Source organism: Pseudomonas sp. So3.2b (assembly GCF_019464415.1).
In the GTDB taxonomy this organism is placed as follows: Bacteria; Pseudomonadota; Gammaproteobacteria; order Pseudomonadales; family Pseudomonadaceae; genus Aquipseudomonas; species Aquipseudomonas shahriarae.
In genome coordinates, this window is record NZ_CP080494.1 from 355,571 (window position 1) to 375,890 (window position 20,320).

At 61.2% G+C, this 20,320-nt stretch carries 20 protein-coding genes; 5 read left to right on the forward strand and 15 right to left on the reverse strand.

Annotated features, from left to right (window positions below; translation table 11 throughout):
- Window positions 1–9: 9 nt before the first annotated feature.
- Window positions 10–1,356, reverse strand: a complete 1,347-nt coding sequence (algB, locus tag K1X80_RS01645; RefSeq protein WP_032862658.1) for a sigma-54-dependent response regulator transcription factor AlgB — start codon at window positions 1,354–1,356, stop codon at window positions 10–12.
- A gap of 394 nt (window positions 1,357–1,750) precedes the next feature.
- Between algB and K1X80_RS01650 the strand changes: the two genes are divergently transcribed.
- The 5 genes from K1X80_RS01650 (at window position 1,751) to K1X80_RS01670 (ending at window position 6,115) form a co-directional block, all read left to right on the forward strand.
- Window positions 1,751–2,035, forward strand: a complete 285-nt coding sequence (locus K1X80_RS01650) for a hypothetical protein (protein WP_057957909.1) — start codon at window positions 1,751–1,753, stop codon at window positions 2,033–2,035.
- 80 nt (window positions 2,036–2,115) lie between these two features.
- A complete protein-coding gene (locus K1X80_RS01655; RefSeq protein ID WP_003170804.1) occupies window positions 2,116–2,280 on the forward strand; it encodes a DUF1328 domain-containing protein in 165 nt (54 codons plus the stop codon).
- 2 nt (window positions 2,281–2,282) lie between these two features.
- A complete protein-coding gene (locus K1X80_RS01660) occupies window positions 2,283–2,750 on the forward strand; it encodes an inhibitor of vertebrate lysozyme family protein (protein WP_120731152.1) in 468 nt (155 codons plus the stop codon).
- Window positions 2,751–3,458: 708 nt separating this feature from the next.
- The gene (gltP, locus tag K1X80_RS01665; RefSeq protein WP_057957911.1) at window positions 3,459–4,790 is read left to right on the forward strand and encodes a glutamate/aspartate:proton symporter GltP; all 1,332 of its coding nucleotides are present in this window, start codon (window positions 3,459–3,461) and stop codon (window positions 4,788–4,790) included.
- A gap of 95 nt (window positions 4,791–4,885) precedes the next feature.
- Window positions 4,886–6,115 carry a nucleoside recognition domain-containing protein gene (locus tag K1X80_RS01670; RefSeq protein WP_115127098.1) on the forward strand — a complete coding sequence of 410 codons (1,230 nt, stop codon included), beginning with the start codon at window positions 4,886–4,888 and terminating at the stop codon, window positions 6,113–6,115.
- Between the two features lie 92 nt (window positions 6,116–6,207).
- On the opposite strand, the gene K1X80_RS01675 is transcribed toward K1X80_RS01670, so the two are convergent.
- From K1X80_RS01675 to K1X80_RS01740, 14 genes are all read right to left on the reverse strand, one after another.
- A complete protein-coding gene (locus K1X80_RS01675; protein ID WP_198791843.1) occupies window positions 6,208–6,819 on the reverse strand; it encodes an ABC-type transport auxiliary lipoprotein family protein in 612 nt (203 codons plus the stop codon).
- Window positions 6,816–7,754 (reverse strand): MlaD family protein, encoded by a 939-nt coding sequence (locus K1X80_RS01680; RefSeq protein WP_057439239.1) that lies wholly within the window; start codon window positions 7,752–7,754, stop codon window positions 6,816–6,818. The genes K1X80_RS01675 and K1X80_RS01680 overlap by 4 nt, the downstream gene beginning before the upstream one ends.
- A gap of 1 nt (window position 7,755) precedes the next feature.
- A complete protein-coding gene (locus K1X80_RS01685; protein ID WP_057439238.1) occupies window positions 7,756–8,559 on the reverse strand; it encodes an ABC transporter ATP-binding protein in 804 nt (267 codons plus the stop codon).
- Window positions 8,556–9,704 carry an ABC transporter permease gene (locus K1X80_RS01690; protein ID WP_057957915.1) on the reverse strand — a complete coding sequence of 383 codons (1,149 nt, stop codon included), beginning with the start codon at window positions 9,702–9,704 and terminating at the stop codon, window positions 8,556–8,558. Before K1X80_RS01690 ends, K1X80_RS01685 begins: the two co-directional genes overlap by 4 nt.
- A 55-nt stretch (window positions 9,705–9,759) precedes the next feature.
- Window positions 9,760–10,791: a DUF5924 family protein gene (locus tag K1X80_RS01695; protein ID WP_169989900.1), complete on the reverse strand. Its 1,032-nt coding sequence runs from the start codon at window positions 10,789–10,791 to the stop codon at window positions 9,760–9,762.
- 72 nt (window positions 10,792–10,863) lie between these two features.
- Window positions 10,864–12,246 (reverse strand): pitrilysin family protein, encoded by a 1,383-nt coding sequence (locus tag K1X80_RS01700; protein WP_198791842.1) that lies wholly within the window; start codon window positions 12,244–12,246, stop codon window positions 10,864–10,866.
- Window positions 12,247–12,392: 146 nt separating this feature from the next.
- On the reverse strand, window positions 12,393–14,051 hold the full coding sequence (locus K1X80_RS01705; RefSeq protein ID WP_057957918.1) for a Na/Pi cotransporter family protein: 1,659 nt from the start codon (window positions 14,049–14,051) through the stop codon (window positions 12,393–12,395).
- 211 nt (window positions 14,052–14,262) lie between these two features.
- On the reverse strand, window positions 14,263–15,030 hold the full coding sequence (locus tag K1X80_RS01710; protein ID WP_057442131.1) for a TerC family protein: 768 nt from the start codon (window positions 15,028–15,030) through the stop codon (window positions 14,263–14,265).
- 65 nt (window positions 15,031–15,095) lie between these two features.
- Window positions 15,096–16,403, reverse strand: a complete 1,308-nt coding sequence (locus K1X80_RS01715; protein ID WP_057442133.1) for a CitMHS family transporter — start codon at window positions 16,401–16,403, stop codon at window positions 15,096–15,098.
- A 336-nt stretch (window positions 16,404–16,739) separates the two neighbouring features.
- Complete coding sequence (locus K1X80_RS01720) at window positions 16,740–18,701, reverse strand: DUF4105 domain-containing protein (RefSeq protein ID WP_198791841.1); 1,962 nt, start codon at window positions 18,699–18,701, stop codon at window positions 16,740–16,742.
- Window positions 18,698–19,018 carry a DUF2388 domain-containing protein gene (locus tag K1X80_RS01725; RefSeq protein WP_057442137.1) on the reverse strand — a complete coding sequence of 107 codons (321 nt, stop codon included), beginning with the start codon at window positions 19,016–19,018 and terminating at the stop codon, window positions 18,698–18,700. Before K1X80_RS01725 ends, K1X80_RS01720 begins: the two co-directional genes overlap by 4 nt.
- Window positions 19,019–19,044: 26 nt before the next feature.
- Window positions 19,045–19,353, reverse strand: coding sequence for a DUF2388 domain-containing protein (locus K1X80_RS01730; RefSeq protein WP_057957920.1), 309 nt, complete (start codon window positions 19,351–19,353; stop codon window positions 19,045–19,047).
- A 113-nt stretch (window positions 19,354–19,466) separates the two neighbouring features.
- Window positions 19,467–19,787, reverse strand: a complete 321-nt coding sequence (locus K1X80_RS01735; protein WP_057442142.1) for a DUF2388 domain-containing protein — start codon at window positions 19,785–19,787, stop codon at window positions 19,467–19,469.
- 304 nt (window positions 19,788–20,091) lie between these two features.
- Window positions 20,092–20,307, reverse strand: coding sequence for a DUF1127 domain-containing protein (locus K1X80_RS01740; protein ID WP_007911656.1), 216 nt, complete (start codon window positions 20,305–20,307; stop codon window positions 20,092–20,094).
- Window positions 20,308–20,320 lie beyond the last annotated feature (13 nt).

Genomic DNA, 20,320 nt, shown 5'->3' on the forward strand with positions numbered 1-20,320 from the left:
AGGTGCAGCTCACAGGTTGTATTGCTTGCGTTTGCGATACAGCGTCGATGCATCAATGCCCAGGGTCTTGGCCGCCTGGTCCAGGGTATCGCTGGTGGCCAGGACGGCGCCGATGTGGGCCTTTTCCAATTCATCCAGGCTCAACGCCGCACCAATACGCGGGGAATTGTTGGTCGGTTGCTCGGCCATCCCCAGATGGCTGATTTCGACTTTCTCCTGGGCGCAGATGATGCTCGCGCGCTCTACGACGTTGCGCAGTTCGCGGATATTGCCCGGCCAACGGTAGTTGAGCAGGGCTTCACGGGCCTCATCGCTGAAGCCGCGAGCCGGCCGCGCATACTCTTTGACGAAGCGCGCCAGGAAGCGGTCGGCAAGGGCGAGGATATCTTCGCTGCGCTCGCGCAGGGGCGGCAGATGCAAGGTGATGACGTTCAGCCGATACAGTAAGTCTTCGCGAAAACGCCCGTCGCGCACCATGTCTTCCAGGTTCAGGTTGGTCGCTGCCAGGATGCGCACATCGGCGCGCCGAGTGACTGGGTCGCCGACCCGTTCATATTCCTTGTCCTGGATGAAACGCAGCAACTTGGGTTGCAACGTCAGGGGAAAGTCGCCGATCTCGTCGAGAAACAGCGTACCGCCGTCCGCCTGATTGACCCGCCCCAAGGTGCTTTCGCTGGCGCCGGTAAAGGCCCCGCGACTGTGGCCGAACAGCTCGCTTTCCATCAGTTCGGCGGTCAGGGATGGGCAGTTGATCGTGACGCAGGATTTTTTCGCCCTTTTACTCCAGCCATGAATGGCCCTGGCCAGCTCACCTTTACCCGTACCGGATTCACCGAGGATCAGGATATTGGCATCGGTGCCGGCCACTTGGCGGGCGGTTTCGAGCACCACCATCATCGACGGGCTATGGGAGTCGAGGCCATCCTTGGGCTGGCGTACTTCGCCTTCCAGCGCTTCGAGGCGTGCCGACAGCTGGCGCACTTCCAGTTGCTTGGCGGTGGCCAGGCGCAATTGGTCCGGGCTGCACGGCTTGACCAGGTAATCGGCCGCGCCCGCCTGGATCGCATCCACGGCAGTATCGACGGCTGAGTGGGCGGTGACGATCACCACGCGCATCCAGGGCGCCTGGATCCGCATTTGCGCCAGCACATCCAGGCCGTTGTCTTCGCCCAGGCGCAGGTCCAGGAAGCACAGGTCGAACACCTGGCGCTGCAACAAGGCATCGGCCTGGGCCGCGCTGTTGGCGGTGGCGACGGTATAGCCTTCATCTTCCAGGCAGTAGCGGAAGGTGCGGAGGATCGCGGACTCGTCGTCCACTAAAAGAATGCGGCCTTGAAGTTCCTTGGCTGATTCCATCTGTCCCGCGCTCCTTAAATTAAGAATGATTGATCTTGGTTAGTCCCGGAATAATCGGGCAAGTTGCATGGTTTATTCTGATTGATTCAAGGCCCTATCGCGCAGCTATCTAAGACCCTTCCTACTTATATGCCTGGGCAGTGGGTTTTGACCCTTCTTGATGCTTCGGCAGCCCCACAGCCCGTTCTGATCCCTTGATCCGACCAACGACCATCGTGCATTTCGCACGGTGAGGATAGGCGCATCGTGCAGGATGCTGCTGATAAGAAAACCAATGATCTTATAAGCTACTGATTTTATTGGTTTTTATTCGGCGAAAAAACTGGCACGCACTCTGCAATATCTCTCTTACAAGCGTGATTAACGAACAAAACAAATGCGGGAGAGATTCAGGATGACTCGCCAAAGCCTCAAGCCATTGCGTGTATCGCCGCTGCGCCTTCAACAGGGTCTGTTCGCCAGCCTTGCGTTGATGGTGACCTTGATCGGTGGCCAGCAGTTACAGCATTGGCAGCAGAGCCAGGCGTCCACCCCGCAGTTCGAACGCGTACCCATGACGCAGCCCCATTTCCGTTCCGTTGGCAGCCACAGCGCCGACGTGACAACCCCACGCATGATGGCCGTTGAACAGGACATCGCCCTGTACGACGAACCTGTCCAGGAACGCTGGGTGTTCTAGGCACGAACCTGCCGCCCCGTTGGGTCGCGACAGGATGGCTACACAGCAGTCACTTCTATAGACGCAAAAGGAGAATCACCATGTTGAGTTGGGCAATCACATTCCTGATCATTGCCATTGTGGCTGCAGTCCTGGGCTTCGGTGGTATCGCGGGCACCGCCACGGGTATCGCCAAGATTCTCTTTGTCGTTTTCCTGGTGATGTTCATCGCTTCCTTCTTCTTTGGCCGTCGCGGTCGAGGCTGAACATGGCCAACTTGTCTTTTAAAACCCTGGCTGCCGCCCTGCTGTTGGGCGGCAGTGGCTTGGCCATGGCCGCTAATGACGGCCAGGCGCGGGCCAATGACCTGCTCAATACCGACCCGCAATATCGCGAAACCTGGCAGGGCGTGGTCAAGCAGGAAGAGCGTTTGCCTGAATGGGTGATCAATCTTTCGGGCACCGCCGAGCAAATGAATGCGGTGACGGAAGACGGTGATGGTTATTTGGTCGGGCCGCTGTGTGAAACGGCCGATACCTGCCTGAATAAACGTCTGATCGTGGCTTTCAGCATGGATAAGGACGATGCCTACGCGATGTTGGTCGAAGTGCCTGCGGGGCTTCCGGCAGACAAGTCACCGACACGGCATGCGGACTACCGTTTTCTTGGCAAGCCGAATGAAGGCATGCAGAAGTTGCTGATGGAGCAACTGAAGAAAGATCCGAATTGGTACTAGGTCCGTCTGCGGGCCTCACCAACATGGAAACCGGCCAACTGCCTGTTTCCGTTTGCACCGCCACCTGACGGCGATGCATGACCAGGGGGCCGGGTTGCTCTGATCAAGGTGGATCGGCGTGACCTACGGGTACAGGGAGTGCCTGCGCAAGGGCCGGGTCAGGAGAAAAGCTGCGACGCAGGTCCGCAGGCCGTTATGGCCTGATGGACTTGCGGCGGGCTTGAGAGTGATCGCTAGGCGCTTATGCCGCCCATAGCTGTAAAATTCCCTTCTGCTACATCACAACCATTTCATAGTGTTACTGCGCGACCATCTATCGAGAAAGTTTGGACTCGGCCAGACTGGTTTTTCGATGGTATGCGTAGGAATTTTCAAGAGTTTTTCCCTCCCGGCAAAAAAACCGAAAATCCCTGAGCGAGCCTGAAATGGCCGGTTCACGGCATGTATGCCTGACAGAATGTCGCATTCGAACTGACCAAACAGACAGTTTTATTTGCAAAAACCCATGCCGATTCGGCATAGGGTAGGCGTTTACGGCATTAGACTATGCCCCCCCGCATCGGAATAGTTGCGCCTTTTTTCGCTTGCCAGTAAGCCATATCGGCCATCTGCGGTGACCTTCTACGGAGGCTGATGCTCACACTTTTTCGCTCCCGGGCGTTCCAGCTGGCGCATCTGCCTGAGTCCACTTGAAACAAGGGTAATGACATGAAGAAGGCAAAACTAAGCCTCGCCTGGCAGATCCTCATCGGTCTGGTGCTAGGGATTGCAATCGGTGCTGTACTCAACCACTTCAGTGCCGAAAAAGCCTGGTGGATCAGCAACGTGTTGCAGCCGGCGGGCGATATCTTTATCCGCCTGATCAAGATGATCGTGATCCCGATCGTGATTTCGTCGCTGATTGTCGGAATCGCCGGTGTAGGGGATGCGAAAAAGCTCGGTCGGATCGGTGTGAAGACCATCGTTTACTTCGAAGTGGTCACTACCATTGCGATTGTGGTCGGTCTGCTGCTGGCCAACCTGTTCCACCCCGGTGCCGGGATCGACATGAGTACCCTGGGTACCGTGGATATCTCCAAGTACCAGGCGACCGCCGCCGAGGTGCAGCATGAACATGCGTTCATCGAGACCATCCTCAACCTGATTCCGTCTAACATCTTTGCCGCCGTAGCCCGTGGCGAGATGCTGCCGATCATCTTCTTCTCCGTGCTATTCGGCCTGGGCTTGTCGAGCCTCAAGCCAGACCTGCGCGAGCCCCTGGTGACCATGTTCCAGGGCGTGTCCGAGAGCATGTTCAAAGTCACCCACATGATCATGAAGTACGCCCCTATCGGTGTATTCGCCCTGATCGCGGTGACCGTGGCCAACTTCGGCTTCGCCTCGCTGCTGCCATTGGCCAAGCTGGTGATCCTGGTTTACGTCGCCATCCTGTTCTTTGCCTTTGTGATTCTTGGCCTGATCGCTCGCCTGTTTGGCTTCTCGGTGATCAAGCTGATGCGCATCTTCAAAGATGAGCTGGTACTGGCCTACTCCACCGCCAGCTCCGAGACCGTGCTGCCGCGCGTGATCGAGAAGATGGAAGCCTACGGTGCGCCGAAAGCCATTTGCAGCTTTGTGGTACCCACCGGTTACTCGTTTAACCTCGACGGTTCGACCCTGTACCAGAGCATCGCGGCAATCTTCATTGCCCAGCTGTATGGCATCGACCTGTCGGTTGGCCAGCAACTGATGCTGGTACTGACCCTGATGGTCACCTCCAAAGGCATCGCCGGTGTGCCGGGCGTGTCCTTCGTGGTACTGCTGGCAACCCTGGGCAGTGTGGGCATTCCATTGGAAGGCCTGGCGTTCATCGCCGGTGTCGACCGCATCATGGACATGGCGCGTACCGCCCTGAACGTGATCGGCAACGCCCTGGCCGTGTTGGTCATCGCGCGTTGGGAAGGCATGTACGACGATGCCAAGGGCGAGCGCTACTGGAACTCCCTGCCACACTGGCGGACCAAGACCGCGCTGCCGGCTGGCGAGACCAGCCACGGCTGATCCCTGCTTGATTCGCACAAACCCCGGTAAATCCGGGGTTTGTCGTTTCTGCCAGCCCCGCTATCATTCGCCACATATTTAAAGGGGTGTGACTGATGCTTAATGGCCTGTGGCTTGGCTTCTTTGTCGTGGCAATGGTATCGGCGCTGGCGCAATGGCTGGTGGGCGGCAACGCCGGGATCTTTGCGGCGATGGTGGAGAGTATCTTCGCCATGGCCAAGCTGTCGGTCGAAGTGATGGTGCTGCTGTTCGGTACCCTGACCCTCTGGCTGGGCTTTCTGCGCATCGCCGAGAAGGCCGGGATCGTCGAGTGGCTGGCCAAGGCTCTGGGCCCGCTGTTCCTGCGGCTGATGCCGGAAGTGCCGGCCGGTCACCCGGCCATCGGCCTGATCACCCTCAACTTTGCCGCCAACGGCCTGGGCCTGGATAACGCGGCGACGCCGATCGGCCTCAAGGCCATGAAGGCGCTGCAAGAGCTCAACCCGATCCCCAACACCGCGACCAACGCGCAGATCCTGTTCCTGGTGCTCAACGCGTCCTCCCTGACCCTGCTGCCGGTGACGATCTTCATGTACCGCGCCCAGCAAGGCGCGCCCGACCCGACCCTGGTGTTCCTGCCGATCCTGCTGGCCACCAGCGCCTCGACCCTGGTGGGCCTGCTGTCGGTAGCACTGATGCAACGCCTGCGCCTGTGGGACCCGGTGGTGCTGGCGTACCTGATCCCCGGTGCGCTGGTGCTGGGTGGCTTTATGGCCTTGCTGGCCACGATGTCGGCGACGGCCCTGGCAGGCTTGTCCTCGATCCTCGGCAACCTCACGCTGTTTGGCCTGATCATGCTGTTCTTGCTGATCGGCGCGCTGCGCAAGGTCAAGGTCTACGAAGCGTTTGTCGAAGGTGCCAAAGAGGGCTTCGACGTTGCCAAGAACCTGCTGCCGTACCTGGTGGCGATGCTGTGTGCAGTCGGCGTGCTGCGCGCTTCCGGGGCGCTGGAGTTTGGCCTGGAAGGCATTCGCCATCTGGTGGCCTGGACCGGCCTGGACACGCGTTTTGTCGACGCCTTGCCTACGGCGATGGTCAAGCCCTTCTCCGGCAGCGCGGCGCGGGCGATGCTGATCGAGACCATGCAGACCCAAGGGGTGGACAGCTTCGCGGCGCTGGTGGCGGCGACGATCCAGGGCAGTACCGAGACCACCTTCTATGTGCTGGCGGTGTACTTTGGCTCGGTGGGTATCCAGCGGGCGCGGCATGCGGTGGGGTGTGCGTTGCTGGCGGAGTTGGCCGGTGTGGTGGCGGCGATTACCGTTTGCTACTGGTTCTTTGGCTAAGGCTTAGATCGCTATCGCAGGCAAGCCAGCTCCCACATCTGACGGTGTTCACAGATCAGAATGTGGGCGCTGGCTTGCCTGCGATGAGGCCCTCAGCGTTTCGGCGCTGCATTGCCCTGCGCCACCACCCAATCCACCACCTGCTTGTTCAACTGATCCCCCGCCAACCCAAACCCGGCCACCACCGCTGGCACCTGGGTATCACTCACTGGCTGGCGCACTTCAAAGCGCTTGGCCGCCACGATCCGCTGGTCACTGCCGCGCACCAGTCGTGCGTCCAGGCGTATCACCACCTCCACTGCCCCGCCCCGGTACTCGCTCTGGAAGGCCTGTAACTGCCCGCCCAGTTCGAAGTCCGCCTGCAGGTTGGTGTCATCGGTGCTCAGGAACGCCACCCGGCCATCGCGCTGGAAACCGTCCAACAGACGGTTGCGCAACAACACCGGCGCCGGATCGCTCCAGCGCGACTGGGCATAGCTGCTGATCAAGTTGCCCTCGGGGACCACGGCAATGCGCGGGCTGTCGAGGAATTCACTGGCCTGCGGCTTGGCCAGGCGCAATGACCAGGTGCCCGGGTTGCCATGGGCTGAGGCCTGGGCTGCCGGTAGCCGATAGACGTTGGATGGATCGGCCTTGGGCAGGATCGAGCAGGCGCTGACCAGGGCCAGGGCCACTGGCAGGATCATTTGGTAAGCACGCTTCATGGCGTGAACTCCTTGTTCTTGTCACTGCCCAGCAGGTACCCGCTGGGGTTGGCTTCCAGGCGACGGGAAATGGCCCGCAGGGAGCCGAGGGTATCGCGCAGTTCGCGCACGGCCGGCGCCAGTTCATTGAGGCCCTGCATGCCGCTGTTCAGGGACTCTTTGTTGTCGCTCAACAAAGTGTTGATGGTCGCGGTGCTTTGCTCCAGGGAGCGCATGGCCCCTTCGGCGCTGCCGAACATCTGTTTGCCCTGGTCGTTGAGCAGGCCGTTGGCGTTGCGCATCAGCGCGGTGGTCTGCTCCAGGGTGGCACCGGCCTGTTTGCTGACCTGGGCCAGTTGCTGCATCACCACCTTGATATCGCCCCGTTGCTCGGCGATGGCCCCGGTGGTCTGCTCCAGGTGTGCCAGGGTGCCGCTCAGGCGATCGACGTTGGCGGGCGAGAACATGCGGTTGGCGTTGTGCAGCAGCAGGTTGATGCTGGTCATCAGGTCATTGCTGTTGTTCAGCAGCCGGGCGATGGGCGATGGCGAGGCGGTGATCTGCGGCAGGTTGCCGTTCTTGCCCTTGAGTTCGGGGCTTTGCGGGGTGCCGCCGCTCAGTTGAATGATCGAGGTGCCGGTGATGCCAGTCAGCGCCAGCTTGGCCTGGGTGTCTTCCTTGATCGGCGTCTGCCCGGCCAGGCGGATGCGTGCCAGGACGCGACGTGGGTCTTTCGGGTCCAGGCGCAGGCTGGTGACATCACCGACCTTGATCCCGCTGTACTGCACCGCACTGCCCTGGGACAGGCCGCTGACCGCTTCGTTGAAGATCACTTCGTAATCCTGGAACGCGCTATCGACGCTGGACTTGGCCAGCCACAAGCCGAACAGCATGGCGCCGACCACAACGATCACGCTGAACAGACCGATCATCACATGATGGGCTCGGGTTTCCATGTCATACCTCGTTAAGCTGTTGAGCGGCATCCAGTGCCGCACGGCCCCGTGGGCCATGAAAGTATTCGTGAATCCAGGCGTCGTCCGTTTCCGAAACAACATCTATGGCTCCGGCCACCAATACCTTTTTCTGCGCCAGCACCGCCACGCGGTCGGTGATGGTGTAGAGCGTGTCCAGGTCATGGGTGATCAGCAGCACACTCAGGCCCAAGGCATCGCGCAGGGTCAGGATCAACTGGTCGAAGGCTGCTGCGCCAATGGGGTCGAGGCCGGCAGTCGGTTCATCGAGAAACAGAATGTCCGGGTCCAGGGCCAGGGCGCGGGCCAGGGCCGCACGCTTGATCATCCCGCCCGAGAGTGACGACGGGTATTTGTCGGCCGCCGACAACGGCAGCCCGGCCAGGGCCAGCTTCACCGCTGCCAGGTGCTCGGCATCGGCACGGCTGAGACCGGCGTGTTCGATCAATGGCAGGGCGACGTTCTCCGTGACCGTCAGCGAAGAAAACAGCGCGCCCTTCTGGAACAGCACACCGAAACGCCGCTCCACCAGGGAACGCTCGTGCTCCGCCAGGCTCGGCAGGTTCTGCCCGAAGACCCGCACCTGGCCTTCACTGGGCTGGCGCAGGCCGACGATGCTGCGCAACAGCACCGACTTGCCGCTGCCCGAGCCGCCGACCACGGCGAGGATTTCGCCCTTGTACAGGTCCAGGTCGAGGTTTTCATGCACGCTTTGCGGGCCAAAGCGGTTGCACAGGCCACGGACTTCGATCACCGCCTCGCTGGGCGCACGCTGTAAACGGCTCACCAGCCCATCTCCATAAAGAACAATGCGGCCACCGCGTCGAGCACGATCACCACAAAAATTGATTGCACCACCGCAGAGGTGGTGTGGGCACCGACCGATTCGGCGCTGCCGCTGACCTTGAAGCCTTCCAGGCAGCCAATGGCGGCGATCAGGAAGGCGAAGAACGGCGCTTTGACCAGGCCCACCAGCAAATGCTGGACGCCAATATCCGATTGCAGCAGCGAGAGGAACATCGCCGGCGAAATATCCAGGGCCACGGCGCACACCACGCCGCCGCCGATAATTCCGGAGATCATGGCGAGGAAGGTCAGCATCGGCAGCGCCACCAGCAACGCGAGAACGCGGGGCAGCACCAGCAACTCCATGGGGTCCAGGCCCAGTGTGCGGATGGCGTCGATTTCTTCGTTGGCCTTCATCGAGCCGATCTGCGCGGTGAAGGCACTGGCGGTACGGCCGGCCATCAGGATTGCCGTGAGAAGGACGCCAAACTCCCGCAGGAAGGAGAACGCCACCAGGTCCACGGTGAAAATACTTGCGCCGAAACTTTCCAGCACCGTGGCGCCGAGAAACGCAACCACGGCGCCCACCAGAAAGGTCAGCAAGGCGACGATAGGCGCGGCGTCGAGCCCGGTCTGTTCGATATGCGCCACCATCGGCGTCAGGCGCCAGCGCTTGGGCCGGAACACGCCACGGGCGAGGGTTTCGAGGATCAGGCCGATAAAGCCGAGCAGCTTCATGGCATCTTGCCAGACGGTATCCACCGCGCCGCCGATGCGCGCCAGCAGTTGGATGCCGGCGCTTTCCTGCGGCTCTTTGACGGGCACACAGAAATCATTCAGGGAGCGGTAGACGGTCTTGAGCAGCGCGCGGTCGGCGGCGGGCAGACTGCAGTCGGACTGTTCGGCGGAGTGCTCGATGCGCTCGGGCCCCAACAGTTCCACGAGCAGCGAGGCGCCGGCAGTGTCTAGCGCGCCCAGGCCGTTGAGGTCGACGCGGGTGCTGGCGTCGTACTGGCCGTCGAGGCTCGCCGACAACCGCTTGAGGGCGCTGTAGTGGGCCAGCGTCCAGTCCCCGGTGACCCTGAGTTGGGGCGGTTGGGTGGACGCGTCCAGGTGGGCATTGCCTGCCGTTGTGCTACTGGTCATAAGCTCCGAGCTTGTTTGGCTATTCCACAATTGCTATGTAATAGCACGATCCATCCTACTTTGGCGTGTCCGTTGGTGCTGTGTCCGTGACTTTAAAGCGCAACACGCCGATCACCTGGCCATCTTCGGTCAGCACCCGCACTTGCCAGCGGCCCGCGGCATTCGCCGGGAAGTTCTGCTTGTGCGTCCAGGCCCGATAGCCTTCCTTGCGCCCGCCATGGATGTCCAGGGCAATGCGGTCGACCTCTTTGCCGTTGAACTGCCACACATGGTAGATGCGCTCGTCCAGGCCGCGCGGTGCGTTGATCGCGGTGTAGGCGTACAGGCCGCTGCTGCGCAGTTGGCTGGCGCTGACTTCCTTGAGGTCATCGCCGGGGGTACGGTCCTGCAATTGGGTGCTGATTGCCACTTCGCTCATCCACAGGGTCGCCGGCGGCACCCAACTGCGCAGGAACCAGCCCGCGCAACCGATCGCCGCCGTCACGCCCAGCAGCATCAGCCACCCCTTGACGCTGCGCAGTGGCAGGCTTACTGCCAGGCTGGGGATCGACAAGGCCATCGCTACGCCCAGGGCCAGTTTGTAACTTTCGGCGGTGGTCAGGTGCAGGATGATCGGCAACGCGGTGAGCAAGGCGGCAAATAGGGTCAGGGTGTGCAGCGCCAGAAACAGCGAGCGCTTGGGTGCCAGCCATTTGTAGTACAGCGGGTCGGTGATCGAGACGAGTGCGGCGGCGCCCAGCAAACCGGTGAAGATTGCCTGGCTGCTGTTCCAGGTGGTGGTGACAAAAAAGAATGGCAGGACAAAAAACAGGCTTTCCTGGTGGATCATTTGCGTGGCGTAGCGCAGCAGCGGCTCGGGGATTTCCCGCTTGAAGACCTTGCTGAACAACTGGGTGAAGCTGTTCTCCAGCATCAGCCACAGCCAGCTCACCAGCATGATGATCGCGATCCAGCTGGCCATGCCTTGCTGGCGGTCCACCAGGATAAAGCTGCCCACCCCCGAGATAAAACCGCCGAGTGCGATCACCCCTGGGTAGCGCTTCATCAGTTCGAGGATGCGCTGGATGAGATGGGTCAGGTTTGGCATTCGGCGGTTCGCAGTCTTTGTAGGAAAAAATCCCAGACAGAATAACGTCTTAGCCCTCTGAGTGGCGTGCGATTACGCAACTGCTTTGCGATAACGGAGCACGCCAATCAGCCCAATGGCAATCAGCCCCAGCACGCCTGCGGCGATCCAGCCCAGGGCGTCGTAACTGAGCAACGGCTTTTCGATGCGCCAGTAGCCGGGCTGGTTGAGCAACTGGCGCATAGCCTGGTTGGTTTGCGCCAGGCTTACGGCCTTGATGCGCTTGGCCGGGTCGCTGAAGCGGCCATCGGCGTAGTCGGCCAAGGCGCCCCAGTAATAGTCGGCCAGGCCACTGTTGCCCTGCACGGCCCATGCCTGGCGGTCGATGGCAGCTTGTTGCAGGCGGCTAAAGGTGACTCGGTCGAGGCCATCCTCAAGCAGCTTGGCCTTGAGGTTTTCGAGGACGTGTTCGGCTTCAGGCAGGTTGTCGCGGTCCAGGTCGGCGTTCAGGCTTATGAACCCCACGCCGCCCAGCACTTCGCGCTCGCTCCGCGGGCCGTAGGACAGGCCATGCTGCAGGCGCAACTGGCGATACAACGTCCAATCCAGATAGTCCTTGAGCAGGTCGTAGGTCGCGTCGTGCTGGTCGTCCAGTATCGGCTCGGGAAACAGCCAGTGCAGCTTGGCGCCATCGCCGACCCAGCCACGGACCAGGTCACGCTGGGTCGCTGCGGCCTCAAGGGTTTGCGGTAAGGCCCGGTGTTCACTGGGGTCTACCGGCTCGAGCTGGCCATAGGTGCGTTCCAGATAGGCCGGGAGCAGTTTGTCGAGGTCGCCGACGATGATCAGGGTCATGTTGTTGGGGGCGTACCAGTCCTGGCGTACCTTTTCCAACTGGGCGCGGGTCAGGTGCTCGACTTCGGCACGCTCGGCGCATTTGAGGCCCAGTTCCACCGCCAGTTGATTGCTGGCGTTGTGGCCCAGGTCCTGGCGATCCAGCAGGCGTTGCAGGTGCGAAGAGTGGCCGCCGTCTTCGCGCTCCACCACCTGTTTGGCCGCGTTGATTGCGGCGTCGCTCAGCTCGGTACGGGTCACGATTGCCATCAGCAGGTCCAGCACCTTGCGCTGGTTGCGCGCCGGGGCTTCGATGACGAAGGTGGTGTCGGCATTGCTGGTGTAGGCGTTCCACTCCCCGCCCAGGGCCTGCATCTGTTCTTCCAGTTCGCCCTCGCCGCCGCCATTGATGCCGCTGAATAGCAGGTGCTCCAGCAGGTGCGGCAGTTCCTTGTCCGCGCAACTGAAGTCGTCCAGGCCTACACCGACCACCAGGCGGATCGCCACGTGCCCACGTTCGGTGCCCGGCTTGAGCAGCAACTGCAGGCCGTTGGGCAACAGATAGCCTTCGACCTGCAAGCGGTCAAAGGCAAAGGCGTGGGCCGAGCCTATGAGCAGGCAGGCGAATAACAGGCGACGCATAACGGGGTTCCTGGCGGGTGATGACTTTGGGAGCAGCCAGTGTGTCAGGCATGCATTTTTCTGCTGACACACCGCTATCGCGGGCAAGCCCGCTCCCACATTGGTTGGGCGGTGTTTTTAACTGACTCCCCGGGCGTGCGGTTCGTTCAGGGCGAATGGGTGATGTCGGCAATATTGTCCGCTGCCAGCGCGCCGGTCTCGGAGGTTTCCAACACTACATAAGCACTGCTGCAAAACAACGAGTTCAGGCGTTTCATGTCGGCAATCAGCTCCAGGTGCAGGGAGCTGGTCTCGATACTTTGCACGATCTTGCGTTGCAGGCGGCTGACGTGGGCGTGGGCCAGGCGCCGTTCCTGGGCGCGAAAGCGGCGCTTCTCGCGCAGTAATTGGCGGGCGCTTTCCGGGTCGGCGCTGAGGAATACCGACAGGCCCAGGCGCAGGTTGGAGATCAACTGGCTGTGCAGGTCGGCCAGTTCCTCCAGCCCGACTTCGGAAAACGAGCGACGCTGGGAGGTTTTCTGCTGCTGGACCTTGCGCAGCATGCGCTCGATCAAGTCGCCGGCCAGCTTCAGGTTGATCGACAGCTCGATGATTTCGGCCCAGCGCCGGCTGTCGTGCTCGCTGAGGTCCTCCCGGGGCATTTGCGCCAGGTACAGCTTGATCGCGCTGTAGAGCGCCTCGACATCATCGCTGAGGCTGCGCATTTCCTGGGTGATCGCGGTTTGTTTGCCGCGCAGCACTTCCAGCATGGCGGTCAGCATGTTGTCGATCAGGTCGCCTAGGCGCAGGGTTTCCCGCGCGGCATTGGCCAGGGCCAGGCTCGGCGTGGACAACGCCGTGGGGTCGAGATGGCGGGGTTTGGCCAGGCCATTGGCCTCTGGGCGCTCCGGCAGCAGCCAGGCACACAGGCGTGCCATGGGGCCGATAGTCGGCAGCAGGATCAGGCAGCGGGTGACGTTGTAGAGCAGGTGAAAGGTGATGACCATGCCCTGGGCGCTGTAGTCCAGGGTGTCCATCCACTGCACCAGCGGGTCAAGCACGGGAATGATCAGCAACAGGCCGATCAGCTTGTACAGCAGGCTGCCCAGGGCCACTTGGCGGCCGGCGGCGTTTTGCATGCTGGTGCTGAGGAAGGCCAGCACGCCGCTGCCGATATTGGCGCCGATCACCAGGCCGATGGCCACATGCAGGCCAATCACCCCGGCGCCGGCCAGGGTCGCGGTCAGCAGCACGGCGGCCAGGCTGGAGTAGGAAATCATCGCAAACAGCGCGCCCACCAGGGCATCGAGCAGAATGTCGCCGGTCAGCGAGGCGAACAGCACTTTGACGCCTTGGGCCTGGGTAATCGGCCCGGCGGCTTCAACGATCAGTTGCAGGGCGAGAATGATCAGGCCCAGGCCGATCCCCACCCGCCCCATCTGCCCGGCGCGTGTCTGCTTGCGCGACAGGAAGAAGATCACCCCGAGAAAGATCAGCAGCGGCGACAGCCACGACAGATCCAGGGTCAGCACCCGCGCCATCAATGCGGTACCGACGTCGGCACCGAGCATGGTCGCCAGGGCGGGGGTCAGGCCCATCAGGCCCTGGCCGACAAACGAGGTCACCAGCATCGCCGTGGCGTTGCTGCTTTGCACCATGGCGGTCACCAGGATCCCGGCAATGAACGCCAGCCAGCGCCTGGCCATGTTCTGCCCGATGACTTGGCGCAGGTTGGAACCGTAGACCCGCAGGATGCCAGTACGGACGATATGCGTGCCCCAGATCAGCAGGGTTACCGCAGAAAGAAGATTGAGCAGGGTCAGCATGCTCGGCCCCCTGTATTGAGTCGTGCTCGAAGTGGAGCAAAAAGTGCCGCGTGCCGTTTTGGGTTGTGTACTTAAGCTGTAGTTGGCGAACGGCCTGTGCGCCAGCATCGCATAGCTAAAGTCGGCTTTGAAACAAAACTGTCATGAAATCAGCTTTTTGCAGGCGAAAAAAAGGGGCCCGCATGGGGCCCCTCATTCGGTCATCGCAGGTTTACTGGCCCGGAATGTCCTTGCGCAGTTTCACTGGATCCTGCTGCTTTTTCTTCTTCGCGATGGCGCTACGCATCTTGATGTTGACCGCTTCTACCGCCAGGGAGAACGCCATGGCGAAGTACACGTAGCCTTTTGGCACGTGGACGTCGAAGGATTCAGCGATCAGCACGGTACCCACGATCAACAGGAACGACAGCGCGAGCATTTTCAGCGACGGGTGCTTGTCGATGAACTCACTGATGGTGCCAGCTGCCAGCATCATCACCAGTACCGCTACGATGATCGCCGCGACCATGACCGGAACGTGGGAAACCATACCCACGGCGGTAATCACCGAATCCAGGGAGAACACGATGTCGATGATCGCGATCTGGATGATGGTGTAGATGAACTTGCCACCCTTGCCTTTCGGCTCTTCGTGGGTTTCGTCTTCACCTTCCAGGGCGTGGTACATCTCCTGGGAGCTTTTCCACAGGAGGAACAGGCCGCCGAAGAACAGGATCAGGTCGCGACCGGAAATACCCTGGCCTGCAATGGTGAACAAGTCGGCGGTCAATTGCATGACCCAGGTGATCGACAGCAGCAACAGGATCCGCGTGACCATGGCCAGGGCCAGGCCGAAGATCCGGGTGCGCGCCTGCATATGCTTGGGCATACGGCTGACCAGGATCGAAATCATGATGATGTTATCGATGCCCAGGACGATCTCGAGAGCCGTCAAGGTGAAGAAGGCAATCCAGATCTCCGGATTGGTCAGCCATTCCATATGTGTTCCTTTGCGCGAGTGTTAGACCGCGCCGGCAGTAGGACCGGCGCAGTGGGTTGTTACGATTATAGAGTGCTGAACAGCGGGAATGTGCCCAACAACAATGCAGCGAACATTATGCACAGGCATACCAGTACTGCCCACTTCAGGGTGAAGCGTTGGTGATCGCCAAATTCGATACCGGCCAGGGCGACCAACAGGTAAGTCGAGGGCACCAGCGGGCTGAGCAAGTGTACCGGCTGGCCAACGATTGAGGCACGGCCCATTTCTGCGGCGGTGATTCCGTAGTGGCTGGCGGCTTCGGCCAATACCGGCAGTACGCCGTAGTAGAACGCATCGTTGGACATGAAGAAGGTGAACGGCATGCTCACCAGCGCGGTGATCACCGCCAGGTACGGGCCCAGAGCCTCAGGGATGACCGCCAGCAGGCTCTTGGACATGGCGTCGACCATGCCAGTGCCCGACAGGATGCCGGTGAAGATACCCGCGGCGAAGATCAGGCCGACCACTGCCAGCACGCTGCCCGAGTGGGCGGCAACGCGGTCTTTCTGCTGCTGCAGGCACGGGTAGTTGACGATCATCGCGATACTGAAGGCCACCATGAACAGCACAGGCAGCGGCAACAGGCCGGCGATCAGGGTGCACATCAGGGCCAGGGTCAGGGCGCCGTTGAACCAGATCAGTTTCGGGCGACGGGCATCGGGGAACTGCGAGACGCTGATTTCGCTATGGTCGACTTCATCGCCTTGCAAGTGCAGCACACCCAGACGAGCACGCTCGCGCAGGCCGTACATATAGGCGATTACCAGAATGGCGACCACGCCGGCGGCCATGGCCGGGATCATCGGTACGAAAATATCCGAGGGGTCCACGTGCAGCGCACTGGCGGCGCGGGCGGTCGGGCCGCCCCAGGGCGTCATGTTCATCACGCCACCGGCGAGGATGATCAGGCCGGCCATGATCCGCGGGCTCATGCCAATGCGCTTGTACAGCGGCAGCATGGCGGCCACGCAGATCATGTAAGTGGTGGCACCGTCGCCATCCAGGGACACCACCAGTGCCAGTACGGCAGTACCGACGGCGACTTTAAGCGGGTCGCCCTTGACCAGCTTGAGGATCTTGCGCACGGCCGGGTCAAACAGGCCAGAGTCGATCATCAAGGCAAAGTAGAGGATGGCAAACATCAGCATCACGCCGGTGGGCGCGAGCTTGGTGATGCCTTCGAGCATCATCGGGCCGATCTTTGGCGCAAAGCCACCGAACAGCGCGAACAGGATCGGCACGATGATCAGGGCGATCAGCGCCGACAGGCGCTTGGTCATGATCAGGAACATGAACGTGATGACCATGGCAAAGCCAAGGAAAGTCAGCATAGGAATACTCCAGGCGTAGCGCGGCTAGGGAATGGCGAACCGGGTTGGGGTCAGCGCAGAACGAAAAGCGCGAGGCGTACGGGGGGAGTCGGGAAAAACAGGCGGGTAGGAGCGGACATCAGAATCACCATTGTTGTTGTTAATTGGGCCCCTGGGCGTAGAAAAGCTCAGGTTGGCCAACCGGTCTATTGCCGGTAGTGAGGGCGATCCTAATCGCGAAAGCTTTCAGCCAGCTTTCGCTGGGTAAACAGGCGATGAACAGATGCTTCGTGGGATTGGTCTGGTTTTGATGTCTGTAAGGGCGCTATCGCGGGCTTGCCCGCGATGCTGTTGACCTTAAGGCAGTTGCAGGCCACCGGCCGCCTTGTGCAAGGCCCGCAGATGTTCGCCCACCTGCTTGAGATTGGCCTCGCAGGCGGCAATCTCTGCAGCCCGCGAAGGCTCCAGCAGTGCCCTCACCTCTTTGTCCAGGTCGCCGGTCAACGATTGCAGCTGTTTCTGGCGTGATGCGCTTTCCGACTCCAGGCGTTGCCACTCCTTGGGTTGGGGCAATCCATAGCCGCCGCTGCCGAGCAGCTCCGCCGGGCGGCTGAGGAAGCCGCTGTTGGCGAGGATCTGCTGCAAGGTGGCATCGGCCTTGGCCATGCCGCCGTTCTTCAGCTCACGGGCACCGAGGTAGCGTTGCTTGACCTCGTCCTGGGCGAGCATCAGCTGTTTGCGAAAGCTGGCCTGTTCCAGCAGCAGCAAGGCGGCGCTGGTGCGCAGGTCAGCCTTGTCGAACCAGGTCCTGCGTTGCTCGGCGCTCAAGGCCAGCCAGTCTTCGACCTGGGTCTGCGGGATCGGCAGGTGTTTCTTCAGCACCTCGAACATCGCCTGGTAGCGCTCGCGGAAGGAGTCGAAGTGATAGCCCAGGCGCAAGGCTTCGCGGCGGTCATCCAGCACGCTGGTGTCGGCCAGCCCACGGGCCTTGAGCACTTCGAGCAAACCGTTGGGGGTGATGTTGTCCAGGGTGGTCAGTTGCGGGTTGGCGCTGCCGCTGCGCAGCAGTTTCAGGCCTTCGACCGCGCAGTTGTTGGAGAGGAAGTAGTAATTGCCGTCGTAGCTCCAGTGCATTTCGGCGGCGTGTTCGACGGTGTCGTTGATCTCCTGGCGCGTGAGGATCAAGGGCACCGACGCCAGGCCGCGCAGTTCGGTCTTGGTGTATTCGTCGATCACCTGGGCCAGGGGCAGTACAAACAGACGTGAGGGGTACTTGCCTACCAGTCCGTCCCAACTCGATAGCTGCACGTCGCCCACGAATGCGCGGTAGGACAACACCAAGTGCTGGTCCAGGTCCAGGCGGCAATCCGGGCCACGGGGGCGGCCCGGGGCGCAGATCACCAGGCGCAGCATGCTGTGGCCCCAGCGGCTCACCAGGTTCTGGTTGGCCTCGGCCAGCAGGTAGTCGATGGCGTACACGCGCTCGGGATCGACCTGGCCCAAGGGCGTCTTGGCAAAATCGTTACCGGCATTGAGGAAGGCGAAAGTGTTGGCGCAGGTGTCCTTGGCCGGCGGGGCCCAGCCGAAGTGTGCCTGGTAGTAGCGATACAGCGCAGGACGGCGGCAGGCGTAGCTCGGGTCGAGGAGGAAGTACTCCATGTTGACCGCGACGAACTCCTTGGGGTTGGTGATTTCGTACAGGTCCGGACTACGGGCCACTTGCCGATTGTGTTGCTCGCGCTCGCCACGGCGGCCGACGTATTGCGGCCAGCCGGCCAGGTCGAGCAAGCGCGGGTCGTCGCTGAGGGTGAAACGGCGGTCATTCTGGCCACGGCATTGATCGGGCAGGCCAATCAGGCCGGTGATGTTGTTCTGGCGGCTGCAGCGCTGGATCAGCGAGCGCTGGTCCTTGGGCCACAGGCGCGCACGGTCATAGATGTGGGTCAGCTCATGTAGCACAGTGGCGAGCAGTTCCCGGCGCACGGTGCCATGGGGGCGCAGAGTCTGCTGGGTGGCGGCGGTGCCGTCCGTGAGGCTGGCCAGCAGCTTGCGGTTGAGGTCCAGTTCCGAGACCAGTGACGCCTGGCCATAGGCATTGGCGGGCATCTCGTCGGTCCAGCCGACGTCGATGCGCCGGTCCAGTTGCTCGATGAAGCGCGGCGGCAGCGCCTGCATGGCTTCATCAAGCAATGCCTGGCTGGCCTGCTGTTGGGCTGGGCTCAAGCCGTCGGTCTTGAGCCGTAGTTGCAGGCTGGCCTGGGCGGCGCTGCCTGCCAGCAGTACCGTCGCAGCCAATAGCCAGGCGGTGAAGCGCCTCACAATGCGAGGATGGCTTCGGCGAGGACCTGGTCGCTGGCGTCGCGGGCTTCTGGCACGCGGGTGCGCAGGGTGTCGAAGGCGGCTTCCAGTTGCGCGCCACGGATATCGCCATTGCTGGCGACAAAGCTGGCGGCATCGTCGTGGGCTTCGCGCACGACTTTGGAGTCACGGATGGAGGTGGTTGTGTCCGAGGTGAAATCAATGGTGCGGCCGAAGGCACGAACAATGATGTTACTGGTAGCCACGAGGGTTTGAGCCTGGGCGATATCGGCCAGCAGGAACAGGCCGAGAACAGCAGCGATCAACGGGCGACGCATGGAATGACTCCAAAGAGAAAGGGTGATTATTGGACGAGAATTGCCTGGGCCAGTTCAAAGTCACTGGACTTAAGTTTTGGTTGGGTGCGACGCAGATAATCCAGTGCACTTTCCAGCCGGGCGCCTCGCCATTGGCCGTCAGTGGCAATAAACGCGGCAGCGTCATCCTGGGCGGCCAGTAGCAATTTACGGTCGAACGGCGCCGAGGTCACTTTGCTGGTGGCATAGGCACTGGCGACGAGGCCTTGCGTGGACACATCAAAGGCCTGGGCAGGCCCGGCCCCGCACACGGCAAGCACTGTGGGAACAATCAACAAACGGTATGAAAAAGCCATGGGACTCGACAACTGAAAACGAGCGCCAAGGCTAGCGTAATGCCCGGGCGAGAGCCAGCGCGGGCACCTCTATGTAGGAGCTGGCTTGCCGGCTCCTACAAAACAGCTCCGGCTCAGATGGCCAGGATCGCCTGGGCCAGTTGCACATCCGTGGCCGCATTGAGTTGTGGCGCCTGTTGGCGGATCTGCGCCAGGGCGCTTTCCAGCTTCACGCCACGGATCGCGCCTTCACTGGCGACGAAGCTGGCGGCATCGTCACGGGCAGCACGTACGACCTTGTTGTCGCGCAGGGACGATGTGGCATCGGAGCTGGCGTCGGACGTGGCTTTAAGCGCGCCCACAATCGAGTCGGTGGTCACAATCAGGCTGGTGGCGCTGGCATTGGCGGCGACGGCAAGCAGGGCTGCAGCGCTCAGCAAACGAAGACGGGACATGGGGTGACTCCTGTGTATGGGACGAACTAATGACGCGATAGTAGCGGGCGCCTATCTGTTCGGGTAGTACGCAGTGAGAAGTCGTTGCCCGGAAAGGCTATTGGGGTAGTACAAAACGATCGTTATAAAATTGTACTGGTCGATTCCTAAATCAATGAAACTGTACTTGTTGCGAGGCTGAGCGCTGATTTTTCAGCCTCCCAGAAACCACAAAACCCGCCTCCGGTTACCCGGGGCGGGTTCTGCTACAACAATTCGGGTTGCTGGCTGTGGGCCTGTTAGGTCAGGGCCAGCGGGCGCTAAATCAGCGCCAGAACGGCTTGCTCAGCTCTTCGTAGCGTTGAGCTTCGCTGATCCCGGCATCGGCCAGCAGACGCGAGTCCAGACGAGCCAGTTGATGGCGGCTGGAGATGCGGCGCTGCCACAACATCAGGTTGGCGATAACGCGCAGAGGCAGGGAAGCCTGGGTGTTTACAGCTTTATCTTCGAAGAACAGTTCGGAACTGAGTGTACGTTCCATGATGACATCCTTC

Coding starts and splice junctions, on each gene's coding strand:
- algB (WP_032862658.1), bottom strand. CDS start 1,356: ATGGAATCAGCCAAGGAACTTCAAGGCCGCATTCTTTTAGTGGACGAC.
- K1X80_RS01650 (WP_057957909.1), top strand. CDS start 1,751: ATGACTCGCCAAAGCCTCAAGCCATTGCGTGTATCGCCGCTGCGCCTT.
- K1X80_RS01655 (WP_003170804.1), top strand. CDS start 2,116: ATGTTGAGTTGGGCAATCACATTCCTGATCATTGCCATTGTGGCTGCA.
- K1X80_RS01660 (WP_120731152.1), top strand. CDS start 2,283: ATGGCCAACTTGTCTTTTAAAACCCTGGCTGCCGCCCTGCTGTTGGGC.
- gltP (WP_057957911.1), top strand. CDS start 3,459: ATGAAGAAGGCAAAACTAAGCCTCGCCTGGCAGATCCTCATCGGTCTG.
- K1X80_RS01670 (WP_115127098.1), top strand. CDS start 4,886: ATGCTTAATGGCCTGTGGCTTGGCTTCTTTGTCGTGGCAATGGTATCG.
- K1X80_RS01675 (WP_198791843.1), bottom strand. CDS start 6,819: ATGAAGCGTGCTTACCAAATGATCCTGCCAGTGGCCCTGGCCCTGGTC.
- K1X80_RS01680 (WP_057439239.1), bottom strand. CDS start 7,754: ATGGAAACCCGAGCCCATCATGTGATGATCGGTCTGTTCAGCGTGATC.
- K1X80_RS01690 (WP_057957915.1), bottom strand. CDS start 9,704: ATGACCAGTAGCACAACGGCAGGCAATGCCCACCTGGACGCGTCCACC.
- K1X80_RS01695 (WP_169989900.1), bottom strand. CDS start 10,791: ATGCCAAACCTGACCCATCTCATCCAGCGCATCCTCGAACTGATGAAG.
- K1X80_RS01700 (WP_198791842.1), bottom strand. CDS start 12,246: ATGCGTCGCCTGTTATTCGCCTGCCTGCTCATAGGCTCGGCCCACGCC.
- K1X80_RS01705 (WP_057957918.1), bottom strand. CDS start 14,051: ATGCTGACCCTGCTCAATCTTCTTTCTGCGGTAACCCTGCTGATCTGG.
- K1X80_RS01710 (WP_057442131.1), bottom strand. CDS start 15,030: ATGGAATGGCTGACCAATCCGGAGATCTGGATTGCCTTCTTCACCTTG.
- K1X80_RS01715 (WP_057442133.1), bottom strand. CDS start 16,403: ATGCTGACTTTCCTTGGCTTTGCCATGGTCATCACGTTCATGTTCCTG.
- K1X80_RS01725 (WP_057442137.1), bottom strand. CDS start 19,018: ATGCGTCGCCCGTTGATCGCTGCTGTTCTCGGCCTGTTCCTGCTGGCC.
- K1X80_RS01730 (WP_057957920.1), bottom strand. CDS start 19,353: ATGGCTTTTTCATACCGTTTGTTGATTGTTCCCACAGTGCTTGCCGTG.
- K1X80_RS01735 (WP_057442142.1), bottom strand. CDS start 19,787: ATGTCCCGTCTTCGTTTGCTGAGCGCTGCAGCCCTGCTTGCCGTCGCC.
- K1X80_RS01740 (WP_007911656.1), bottom strand. CDS start 20,307: ATGGAACGTACACTCAGTTCCGAACTGTTCTTCGAAGATAAAGCTGTA.